Genomic DNA, 1090 nt, shown 5'->3' with positions numbered 1-1090 from the left:
CTAAGTGCCTATTCAAAATTAATCGCGTTATCAGTTCCATAGCTACCGAGCAGCCGGTGTACCTCATCACAGAGGCGGTCAAACGAGAGGTACGCACTCAGCGGCAGCCAGGCGTATTTCATCTGCCGCCACAGAATCTCAATCAGGTTCAGCTCCGGTGAGTAAGCCGATAGGTAGACCAAGTGCACACGGTGCGACATCCACTCCACTATCTTCCGTTTGAAGGCCTTGGAGCGATGCATGCTGGCATTGTCGAGCACCACGACGGCGAAGGTATCGGGGTCTTTCTGTGCCACAAACTGGTCAAATGCTTCAATGACCGTCTCGGTGGTCACTGGCTCGGTGGCGGTGTGGTAGACCAGCTTTCCCGCTCGGCTGAGGAACCCCAGCACGTTCAGCCTTCGGCTGTGTGAGTAGGCGGTCACCTCGCAAGGCTTGCCGATAGGACTCCACGCGTAGGGCACCGGCGACGACTGTGAAAAGCCTGACTCATCAAAGTAATAGAGCTCGTGCTCACCCTGGTCTTCCTGCTTTTGGAGCGCATTAAGGAGGCCCTGAGTGTTGCGGAAATCCGTCTCGTCACGTCGTGCCTTGAGTGAGTGCCGAATGCGCTTGAAGCTGAGGTCATTTTTTTTTCAATGCCCGGCGAAGGGTCACCCTGCTGACTGACTTGCCAGTCTCTTCTTCAAAACGAGCCTGCAGAGATCGAATCTGGTGAGGCTGTTCGGCGACCAGTTCCTGCAGCCGCTGGTGGTCGTTCTCATCCAAGACCGGCGTGCGGCCACTGCGGGGCTTGTCAATCAGCCCGTCGATGCCCGACGCTTCCCACTGTTTGAGCCATCGTGATACGGCATCGCGGCGAACCTGTAGTATCTCACTGATTTGGTTGATCGTATGGCCTTGATCACTCAGCAGGATGGCATGAGCACGCCGACGTAGGGCACGCTTCTCGCCATGGTGATAGGCAGAGGTCAGCGTCTGCTGTTCAGCTTCAGTGAGAGGGGCAACGAAGCGGCGCCTTGCCATGGGTTCATCCGTGTCAGTGATCCAAACACCGACACTACACGAAAACTTCAGATCAGGCACTTAG

Annotated in this window: 1 protein-coding gene; it reads right to left on the bottom strand. The window is 56.1% G+C overall.

Translation table 11 applies throughout. The features are described from left to right. Positions 1 to 8: 8 nt before the first annotated feature. A protein-coding gene (locus GRB80_RS16180) for an IS630 family transposase (protein WP_161424443.1) occupies positions 9 to 1026 on the bottom strand; the annotation gives its coding sequence in 2 pieces (ribosomal slippage) (positions 9 to 635 and positions 637 to 1026; 1017 coding nt in all). Between the last annotated feature and the right edge of the window lie 64 nt (positions 1027 to 1090).

Source organism: Halomonas icarae, assembly GCF_009901955.1.
Taxonomy (GTDB): Bacteria; Pseudomonadota; Gammaproteobacteria; order Pseudomonadales; family Halomonadaceae; genus Halomonas; species Halomonas icarae.
Note: the sequence above shows the minus strand (reverse complement) of the source record. Positions and strands in the feature narration are given on the sequence as shown.